The organism is Pseudomonas sp. K5002 (assembly GCF_013386655.1).
Lineage (GTDB): Bacteria > Pseudomonadota > Gammaproteobacteria > Pseudomonadales > Pseudomonadaceae > Aquipseudomonas.
The window spans coordinates 1-9,688 of sequence record NZ_JACARK010000199.1 but is presented as its reverse complement, the minus strand read 5'-3'; the positions used below and the strand labels follow the sequence as shown (position 1 = coordinate 9,688).

Here is a 9,688-nt window from a genome sequence, read left to right as displayed (position 1 = left end):
GGGTCTTCGCCCCCGGCGACCTGAAACTGCTGCTGCCGGCGCTGATCGCCGAACAGCCGTGCCATGGCTACGACCTGATTCGCCGGATCGAGACCCTGTTCGACGGCGCCTACAGCCCCAGCCCCGGCGTGATCTACCCCACGCTGACCTTTCTCGAAGAAAGCGAACTGATTACCGGCGACGCCGAAGACGGAAAAAAACGCTACACAATCACCGACGCCGGTCGTCTCTTCTTAAGCGAACAGGCGGTTGCCCTCGAAGGCATTCGCATGCGCATGGATGTGAGCAAACGTTCGCTGCGGGGCCAGGACCGTCCGCCGGAAATCCACGAGGCGGTGCATAACCTGCGCCACGCCTTGCATTCGCACCACGGGCGCTGGAGCCCGGAAGAAATCGTTCGTGTCGCGGCGCTGCTCAACAGCACCGCCCAAGCCATTGCCGACGGGAAAGCTCAATGAATACCCAAGCCATCCACCGCGTGACCCACGAAATCAAACGCCGCCGCCTCGAAGTCCTGCGGGTGGTCGACATCACCCCGCGCATGCGCCGCATCACCCTGGGCGGGCCGGAACTGGCGGGCTTTATCAGCCTGGGCAGTGACGATCACATCAAGCTGCTGTTCCCACAGAACGCCGCCGAACAAGCGGCGCTGGACAGCCCCGACTTCAACCTGCGCGGCGACGGCCCGCAACCCGCCATGCGCGACTACACCCCACGCCGGTACGACCTGGACATCGGCGAGCTGGACATCGACTTCGTGCTGCATGGCGATGGCCCTGCCTCCACCTGGGCAGAGCAGGCCAAGGTCGGCCAGCACCTGCATATCGGTGGGCCGCGTGGCTCGATGATCGTGCCGGATATCTTCGACAGCTACCTGTTGATCGGCGATGAAACCGCGATCCCGGCGATTGCCCGGCGCCTGGACGAATTACCGGCGGGGCGCAAGGTATTGGCGGTGATCGAGATCGCCAATGCGGCGGAACAGCAGCCGCTGGCCAGCGCTGCCGAAGTGGAAGTGATCTGGGTGGTGCGCGGCCAGGATGACCTGCTCGAGACGGTGCACAACCTGACGCTGCCGGACGGTTCGCTGTACAGCTTTGTCGCCACCGAGAGCAAGCTCTCGCGCCAAGTACGGCGGGTGCTGCTGGACACGCACAACGTCAATGAGGCATTCCTCAAGGCCGTGGGTTACTGGCAACAGTGATCCCTGTAGGAGCGAGCTTGCTCGCGAAGAACCTGAGAGCGCCGCGTTAAACCAGACACACTGCGTTATCGTTAACGTTCTTCGCGAGCAAGCTCACTCCTACAGATTTTATCCAGCCCCACCACCCCCAGAGCAATCAGCACAAACCCCACCAGAATCCCCCCGGCATTGATGAACACCTGTGGATAACCCAGGGTGTCCACGTTAATGAACGGGTACTGATACAGCCCCCACACATACCCGCGCAACAACGCATAGGCGAAGTACACCACCGGGTAAATCACCCACAGCCCGATGTGTTTGAGGCGCAGACTGCCCTTGGGCACGCACCACCACCAATACGCGACAAACACCAACGGCATCACGTCGTGCAGCAACTCGTCCGCCACAAACTGCACCCCCGCAGGCTGCCACATGTGGCGCAACAACAGGCTGTAGGCGAGACTGACCACGACAATGCTCACGGCAATCCCGCTGCTGACTACGGGCCCGAGGAAGAATCGGCTCGCCGCGGTTGGCCGTTGCACCCACGCATGGGTCAACACCACCGCCACCAGGGTGTTGGTGAGCACGGTGAAGAAGCTGAAGAAATTCACCAGGCCCGGCAACAGGCTGGCGCCATCGACCCAGCGGAAGTAGAAAATGATGTACTGCTGCAGCGCCAGGCCGGCCCAACCGCCGAGGGCTGCGAGGCCGATAAGGTGACGTTTCACCTCAGTCCTCGACCGGTCGCTTGGTGCGCATCAACTTCACGTACAAACCTTCGACCTTCTCCCGCGCCCACGGGGTCTTGCGCAGGAACGACAGGCTCGACTTGATGCTCGGGTCACTGGAAAAACAGCGGATGTTGATGCGCTCGGCCAGGCCTTCCCATTGGTAATGCGCCACCAGCGCGGTGAGGACCTGTTCCAGGGTGACGCCGTGCAGTGGGTCTTTGTTTGTCGCGGTCATGCCGGGCCTTTTGTGCAGAAAAGAAGAAAACGAAGCCGCGCACCTTAGCGGACGGGCCGTGCGGGTGGAAGCGTTGCCTTCACTATAGGCCACTGTTCGATCGTTCCCACGCCCTGCATGGGAATGCCGAATTGGACGCTCTGCGTCCCTCGGTCGACGCAAGTTTTAACCCTGCGCAATGGTGACGCAGAGCGTCACGGCATGCATTTCCACGCAGAGCGTGGGAACGATCAGCGTGGGAGTGATCGAGCGGGGTTTGGGAAAGTTCCCCTTGGCAGGGAAAAAAGTGATGTTATATTGTAACGATAACTATCAAAGGGTATCGAATCCCTTACCGTTTTCAGCCTTCTCTTTTTGCCGTTTGCCAAGGAACGACCGATGTCCCTCTCTTCTCTCTGGCGCCTCACCCCGCTGGCCGCCGCCCTGTTGATCACCTCCCAGGCCAACGCCCTGGAACTGCAACCCCAAGTCATCACCGGCAACCCGCTGGGCAGCGAAACCCTCGCCTCGCCCACCACCGTGCTGGAAGGCGATGACCTGACCCTGCAACAAAAAGGCAGCCTGGGTGAAACCCTGAACAAGCAGCCCGGTGTGTCGTCGTCGTACTTCGGCCCGGGGGCCAGCCGGCCGATCATTCGTGGCCAGGATGGTGACCGCATTCGCCTCCTGCGCAACGGAGTCGGCGCGCTGGATGCCTCGTCGTTGTCCTATGACCACGCGGTGCCGCTGGACCCGGTCAACGTCGACCGCATCGAAATCGTGCGCGGCCCGGCCGCCCTGCTCTACGGCGGCAGCGCCATCGGCGGCGTGGTCAATACCTTCGACAACCGCATCCCCACCGAAGCCATCGAAGGCATTCACGGTGCCGGTGAATTGCGCTACGGCGGCGCCGACACCACCCGCAGCAGCGCCGGCAAACTGGAAGCCGGCAACGGCACCTTCGCCTTGCACCTGGACGCCAGCGCGCGGGAATTCAACGACCTGAAAATCCCCGGCTTTGCCCGCAGCCGCCATGCACCGCCAAGCGACGACGGTGAAGGCAAGAACGGTCGCCTCGGCAACAGCGACGGACGCCAGGACGGTGGTGCAGTCGGCGGTTCCTACACTTGGGACGACGGTTACGCCGGGCTGTCCTACAGCAACTACGACAGCAACTACGGCTCCCCGGCCGAGCAGGACGTGCGCATCCGCATGAAGCAGGATCACTACGCCTTTGCGTCCGAAATCCGCAACCTGCAAGGCCCGTTCACCTCGGTCAAACTCGACGCCGGCTATACCGACTACAAGCACATGGAAATCGAAGGCGGCGAGACCGGCACCACCTTCAAGAACAAGGGCTATGAAGCCCGGGTGGAAGCGCGACACTTGCCGATCGGGCCGTTCAACGGCGTGGTGGGCGCCCAAGTCAGTCGCAATGAATTCTCGGCCCTGGGTGAAGAAGCCTTCGTGCCGCAGACCGATACCAACGCCGGCGCCCTGTTTATCCTCGAAGAAATGCAGGCCACCGAGCGCCTCAAGCTGAGCCTCGGTGGGCGCCTGGAACACACTAACGTCGACCCGGACGGCAAAGGCAACGCACGCTTCGTCAATGCCGACAAATCCGCCGACTTCACCGCCGGCAGCCTGTCGTCCGGCGCGGTGTACACCCTCACGCCGATCTGGTCCCTGGCCGCCACCCTCGGCTACACCGAACGTGCCCCGACCTTCTACGAGCTGTATGCCAACGGCGCTCACGTCGCCACCGGCACCTATGAACTGGGCGACGCCAACCTGTCGAAAGAAAAAGCCGTGTCCAGCGACCTGGCACTGCGCTTCGACAACGGCACCCACAAGGGCAGCTTCGGCGTGTTCTACAGCCACTTCTCCAATTACATCGGCCTGCTGGGCAGCGGTCGCACCTTGAATGACGAAGGCGAGGAAGACGCCGGCGGCATCCCTGAGTACAAATATTCCGGTGTGCGTGCGCGTTTCGCAGGCTTTGAAGCCCAGGATCACATCAAGCTGGGGGAAGGTGCCTACGGCAAGTTCGCGCTGGAACTGTCGGGCGACTACACCCGTGCAACCAACCTGGACACGGGTGAAGCGTTGCCCCGCATTGCGCCGTTGCGTTTGAACAGCGGCCTCTTGTGGGAACTGGATCGCTGGCAGGCGCGGATTGACGTTGAACACGCGGCGGGCCAGGGGCGGGTGCCGGATAACGAAAGCGGCACCGACGGCTACACCACCTTGGGCGCCAGCGCCGGCTACCGCTTCAATGTCGGCGGCAGCCAGTGGCTGGCGTTCGTCAACGGCGAGAACCTGACGAACCAGACCGTGCGCTACGCCAGTTCGATCCTGCGGGACATCGCCCCGGCGCCGGGTCGAAGTGTGCAGGTCGGGTTGCGCACCACCTTCTAACTGACTGCACTCGGTTAAAACTGTGGGAGCGGGCTTGCTCGCGAAAGCGCAGTGTCAGTCAATACATGGGTGACTGACTCACCGTCTTCGCGAGCAAGCCCGCTCCCACATTGACTGTGCCCACTTCGAATAGGTGGTGGGGTTAGTACCGCGCATCCACGGGCTTACCCCCCTTCGGCCAGTCCTTCACCTTGTCCGGGAAATCCGGACGAGGTTGTTGGGAGAAGTACGCTGCCACATCCACCGCCTCCTGATCCGACAACCCGCCCTGCCCCAACGGGAATTTCTCGTGGAAACCGATTGGCATGTTGCGTTTGACGAACGCCGCCGCCGTGTACAGCCGCGCCATCCCCGCCCCGATATTGAACGACTGCTCGCCCCACAACGGCGGGTACACCAACTCGCCATCCGCCCGCGTCAACCCTTGGCCATTGTCGCCATGGCACACCGCGCACTGCTTGGCGTAGACCTGCCTGCCATTCTGCATATCCGGCTTGATCGCCGGGTCGACCTTGCCCACCCCGCGCCCGGCGACCTTGTCTTCGGGCCTGGTGTTGTTTTTCATCCAGTCGAAGTACGCCACCATCGCCTGCATCTCCGCCGATTCCGCTGGCAACGGCTTGCCATTCATCGAGCGACGGAAGCAGCCGTTGATCCGCTCTTCCAGGCTCACCACCTTGCCCGCACGCGGCGCATAGCTCGGGAAAAATGCCGAGACGCCCACAAACGGCGAACCATCCGCCACAGTGCCGGCGTTGAGATGGCAGCTGGTGCAGTTCAGCGAGTTGCCCACGTTATTGGGCAGCAGTTCCTTGGTCTGCAGGTGCAGGCGCATGCCGCGTACCACCTGATCGGCATTCGGCGCCGCCAACAATTCGGCCAGGCGTGGGGTTTCAAACGCTGACGAATCGGTGGTGACCGGGGTGAGCTGGCCACGCATTTTCTTCACTTGGGCAGCCGTGACAGGCGTGCCTTCGTTACCCCAACTGCTGCGCACGAAACTGAGGATTTCAGCGATTTCCTGATCCGCCAACCGCGCAAACCCAGGCATGGTGTAGACCCGTGGATGGGCTGCGGTCTCGGCGGTTTCCCAACCGGTGAGGGTGATGTGCAGCAGTGACGTCGGGTTGTTCGAGGCAACGCTCGGGTTGCCGGCCAACGGCGGGAACAGCCCTTTCACCCCGCCGCCATCGCTGCGGTGGCAGTCACTGCAAAACTGCATATAGCCCAGGCCACCACGGCTGGTGAACAAGTCCTTGGGCGGTGCGGCGGGTTCGTGGGCCACGGCGGGCATCGGCAGGTCGTCCTTGCCCGGCGGCAGGGATTTGAGATACGTCGCGATGGCGGTCAAATCGGCATCGGTGAAGTGTTGGGTACTGTGATGAATCACATCCGCCATGTTGCCCGCGACCGTGGCAAAGCGGTTCTGCCCGGTCTTGAGCAATTGCACGGTGTCGTCCACCGTCCACAGGTTGCGCAGGCTCAAGGCGCGCCAGTGCTCGACAGTCTCACCGGCCAGGTAATGCCGGCCACTGCGGCCCGCGTCGCTCATGGCTTTTTCCTGGAAGGCGATGCCGCGCGGGGTGTGGCACGAGCCGCAGTGGCCCAGGCCCTGGACGAGGTAGGCGCCACGGTTAAGCACGTCATCCTTCGCCGGGTCCGGCACGAATGGTTGCTTGTCGAGAAACGCCAAATTCCACAACGCCAGGCCCCAGCGCTGGTTGAACGGGAAGCCCATCTCGGCGTCCAGGTTGGGTTTGTTCACCGCCTCCACGCCCTGCATCAGGTAGGCGAACAAGGCGCGCATGTCGCCTTCGCTCATCTTCGCGTAGGACGGGTAAGGCATCGCCGGGTACAGGTTCTGCCCGGCCGGCGTCACGCCTTCACGCATCACCCGGTCGAACTGCTCGAAGGTGTACTGGCCGATGCCGGTGTCACGGTCCGGGGTGATGTTGCTCGAATAGATCGTGCCCATCGGCGTGCCCAGTTCCAGCCCGCCGGCCATCTGCGCGCCTTGCCTGGCGGTGTGGCAGGCGATGCAGTCGCCCAGTTGGGCAACGTATTTGCCCTGTTCGATCAGCGTGGGGTCGGCTTCGTTGGCGTGCAGGGGAAGGGACAGCACCACCCCCACAAGGCCCAGACGTGACAGGGGAAAAATCATCGCACTATTCCTTTAATAACCCGGCCTGGGGCGGTCCCCTCGGCGCAGGTCTGCAATCGTTTTTATTGGGTCATCAGGCAGATAACCGGGGCATGGCCAGCCCCAGCTTCGTTGTAGCGGATTTTTTGCGCGCGGCCCTTGATGTGGATCAGGCGGCATGTTCTACAGTGGAACTGAAATTGACTAATTGACGCGGGCATCGATGTCGGCGAGGAGAGCAAGGATGCGTTATTCACCCTTTGTGGGGCGCATTGGCGGCGAATCCGTCAGTGCCTGGGATATTCACTACGCCGCCGCCGAAGCCCAACTGCGTGGCGAAGACGTGATTGTGCTCAGTGTCGGCGACCCGGATTTCGCCACACACAGCGCGATCTGTGAAACCGCCGTGGACGCCCTGCGCGCCGGCGACACCCACTACACCCCTGTGCTCGGCCGCCCGGAACTGCGGGAAGCCATCGCGGCCCGGCAGAGCCTGCTGCAAGGGATTGCGGTGCACGCCGACAATATCGCCCTGGTCGCCGGCGCGCAGAATGGCCTGTTCGCGGCCTGCTTGTGCCTGTTCAGCCACGGCGATGAAGTGCTGGTGCCAGAGCCGATGTACCTGACCTACGAGGCCTGTGTCCAAGCCTCGGGGGCACGCATTAGAACCGTCGAACAACCGGCCGCCAACGGCTTTCGCCTGACCCGCACCGCGCTGCAAGCCGCGATTACCGACAAGACCCGGGGCATCGCCCTCGCTACACCGTGCAACCCCACCGGCAATGTCTACTGCCGCGAAGAGCTGGAAGCCGTCGCCGAAGTGGCACGCGCCCACGACCTGTGGGTGATTTGCGATGAAGTGTATGGGCAGCTCATCTATGACGATCAACACCTGAGCATCAGCGCGTTACCCGGCATGGCCGAGCGTACGGTGGTGCTCAACAGCCTGTCGAAAAGCCACGCCATGACTGGCTGGCGGGTAGGCTGGGTGGCAGGCCCGCCCACGTTGATCAGCCATCTGGAGAACTTGCTGCTGTGCATGATTTACGGCCTGCCAGGGTTTATCCAGGCGGCGGCGATCAAGGCACTGGAACTGGATGAGGCCGTGGTCAGCGATGCCCGTGCGGTGTATCGGCGCCGGCGTGACCTGGTGGTGAACGCGTTGAGTGCGATCAGCGAGCTGGACTGCCGAGTCCCCCAGGCGGGCATGTTCATGCTGGTGGACGTACGCCGCACCGGGCTCAGCGGCCGGGAATTCGCCTGGCAACTGTATCGCCAGACCGGCGTATCGGTGCTTGACGCCCAGGCGTTTGGCCCCAGCGCCGAAGGGTTTGTGCGGGTTTCGTTTACCGTCGCCGATGACACCCTCAGGGAGGCTTGCCAGCGCATTGCCGGCTTCGTCGAAGGGCTTGGGGCCGACGCCGCGCCTTTACGTGATGACCGATAACAGGTAGCGGCTGTACCAGGAATTGGGCTACGAAAAACGCGCCTTCGAAATGGGCAAGCGCCTCGGTTAAATCAACCGTTGGTAAGATGCCCCTTGATGACCTGTACGTATTTCTGTACGTTTCAGCCATTAAGCGAGGACTCAATTATGGAAACTATCAACTACACCCATGCACGGGCCCATCTCTCGGACACGATGGATCGGGTAAACGAAGATCGTGCCCCTCTGTTGGTGACCCGGCAAAAAGGTGAACCGGTGGTCATGATCTCTCTCTCAGAGTTCAACGCTCTTGAGGAGACGGCCTATCTGCTGCGCTCTCCCAACAACGCGGAACGCTTGATCAAATCGATCAACAGCCTGCGAGCCGGAAAGGCCAAGCCGAGGCAGTTGATTGAAGAATGAAAATACTCTTTACGCCTGAAGGCTGGGACGACTACCTCTGGTTTCAACAAAACGACAAAGCTGGGCTCAAACGCATCAACTTACTGATCAAATCGATCCAGCGTGATCCTTTTGACGGCGTTGGCAAACCAGAACCACTCAAACATAACCTCAGTGGTTTCTGGTCCAGGCGAATCACAGCGGAACATCGTCTGGTGTACGGGATTGAGGAGGGTGAAATACAGATCCTCATGTGTCGCTATCACTATTGACGCCATTTACCGTCAGGATCCTGCCTTGACCTGATCCCCCTCCCCGCTGAAAATGCGCGACGCTTTTCCCGTCTCCCCGTTTACTGAAGTAGTGAAATTTCAATGTCTGATTCCCGCACCGAAGAATCCGTAGTCGCCTTGCAATCCAAAGCTGAATACGAAAACGCCATCAATCTTTCACAGCACGTGCCGGCGGCCAAGACCATCAGTGAAATGGTGCTGGACGCGTTCCACACCTCCAAGGAAAGCGACCAGATCCGCGAGCTGCGCATGGCCATCCGCCAGGCCCACGACGCTTTCGACGACGACAAGGCCTACGACCTGATGGGCGAGCTCAAGCAGCTCAAGGACGCCGAAGCCGCCGACAACGCCGCCCTCGAAGACCTGAACAGCAAGTTCTCCATCAGCCGCATCCTGTCCAGCTTCAAGGACGACCCGGAGTTTCAGGAGCTGGTCTACGGCCTGGCCCTCAAGGTGCTGAACCAGACCCACCAGGCCATCAGCAACCCGAGCGCCGGCAAAGGCAAGGCTTCCCGCCCGAAGAAGGAAGTGGAAGTGTTCGCCATCAGCAAGGACGGCATCAGCGTCACCCTGCCGCTGCGTTCGCCGCGCTCCAAGCCGAACGTCGACCGTGAGGCGTTTGAATTCCTCGGCTTTACCTTTGTCGGTGAAGGTGACGAGGCGGAACTGGAAGTTGAAACCTTTGTGGATAACTCGGGCGCCGAGCAGCCACTGACGCGTAAAAGCATCATCACCGCGCTGCAGCAGCAGACGGCGTTTGAGGGCTACAGCATCGCCCAGCAGTAACTCGATCTAAATGTGGGAGCGGGCTTGCTCGCGAAGACGGTGGGTCAGTCACGTATGCATTGACTGACACTCCGCTTTCGCGAGCAAGC

The 9,688-nt window shown here is 61.6% G+C and carries 10 protein-coding genes; 7 read left to right on the top strand and 3 right to left on the bottom strand.

What is annotated here, in order from left to right; genetic code table 11:
- Positions 1–458, top strand: a 458-nt coding sequence (locus HX846_RS11245) for a PadR family transcriptional regulator (RefSeq protein WP_256739805.1), incomplete at its 5' end; no start/stop codon positions are given.
- Positions 455–1,204, top strand: coding sequence for a siderophore-interacting protein (locus tag HX846_RS11240; RefSeq protein WP_003216410.1), 750 nt, complete (start codon positions 455–457; stop codon positions 1,202–1,204). The genes HX846_RS11245 and HX846_RS11240, both read left to right, overlap by 4 nt.
- 71 nt (positions 1,205–1,275) lie before the next feature.
- Here the strand turns inward: HX846_RS11240 and HX846_RS11235 are convergent, their stop codons facing one another.
- Both HX846_RS11235 and HX846_RS11230 read right to left on the bottom strand, forming a co-directional pair.
- Entirely contained in the window at positions 1,276–1,917 is a 642-nt protein-coding gene (locus HX846_RS11235; RefSeq protein WP_003216408.1) for a Pr6Pr family membrane protein, read from the bottom strand.
- A gap of 1 nt (position 1,918) precedes the next feature.
- Complete coding sequence (locus HX846_RS11230; protein ID WP_003216406.1) at positions 1,919–2,155, bottom strand: VF530 family DNA-binding protein; 237 nt, start codon at positions 2,153–2,155, stop codon at positions 1,919–1,921.
- Positions 2,156–2,533: 378 nt separating this feature from the next.
- Here HX846_RS11230 and HX846_RS11225 point away from each other — a divergent pair, with 378 nt between their 5' ends.
- Complete coding sequence (locus HX846_RS11225) at positions 2,534–4,552, top strand: TonB-dependent receptor (RefSeq protein WP_177054462.1); 2,019 nt, start codon at positions 2,534–2,536, stop codon at positions 4,550–4,552.
- A 142-nt stretch (positions 4,553–4,694) separates the two neighbouring features.
- Here the strand turns inward: HX846_RS11225 and HX846_RS11220 are convergent, their stop codons facing one another.
- Positions 4,695–6,713 carry a c-type cytochrome gene (locus HX846_RS11220; RefSeq protein WP_178965395.1) on the bottom strand — a complete coding sequence of 673 codons (2,019 nt, stop codon included), beginning with the start codon at positions 6,711–6,713 and terminating at the stop codon, positions 4,695–4,697.
- 223 nt (positions 6,714–6,936) lie between these two features.
- Between HX846_RS11220 and HX846_RS11215 the strand changes: the two genes are divergently transcribed.
- The 4 genes from HX846_RS11215 (at position 6,937) to HX846_RS11200 (ending at position 9,599) form a co-directional block, all read left to right on the top strand.
- Positions 6,937–8,139 (top strand): pyridoxal phosphate-dependent aminotransferase, encoded by a 1,203-nt coding sequence (locus tag HX846_RS11215; protein ID WP_178965394.1) that lies wholly within the window; start codon positions 6,937–6,939, stop codon positions 8,137–8,139.
- Positions 8,140–8,286: 147 nt separating this feature from the next.
- The gene (locus HX846_RS11210) at positions 8,287–8,541 is read left to right on the top strand and encodes a type II toxin-antitoxin system prevent-host-death family antitoxin (protein WP_087692805.1); all 255 of its coding nucleotides are present in this window, start codon (positions 8,287–8,289) and stop codon (positions 8,539–8,541) included.
- Positions 8,538–8,792 carry a Txe/YoeB family addiction module toxin gene (locus HX846_RS11205; protein WP_087692806.1) on the top strand — a complete coding sequence of 85 codons (255 nt, stop codon included), beginning with the start codon at positions 8,538–8,540 and terminating at the stop codon, positions 8,790–8,792. Before HX846_RS11210 ends, HX846_RS11205 begins: the two co-directional genes overlap by 4 nt.
- 102 nt (positions 8,793–8,894) lie before the next feature.
- Entirely contained in the window at positions 8,895–9,599 is a 705-nt protein-coding gene (locus HX846_RS11200; protein WP_178965393.1) for a hypothetical protein, read from the top strand.
- Positions 9,600–9,688: the final 89 nt, after the last annotated feature.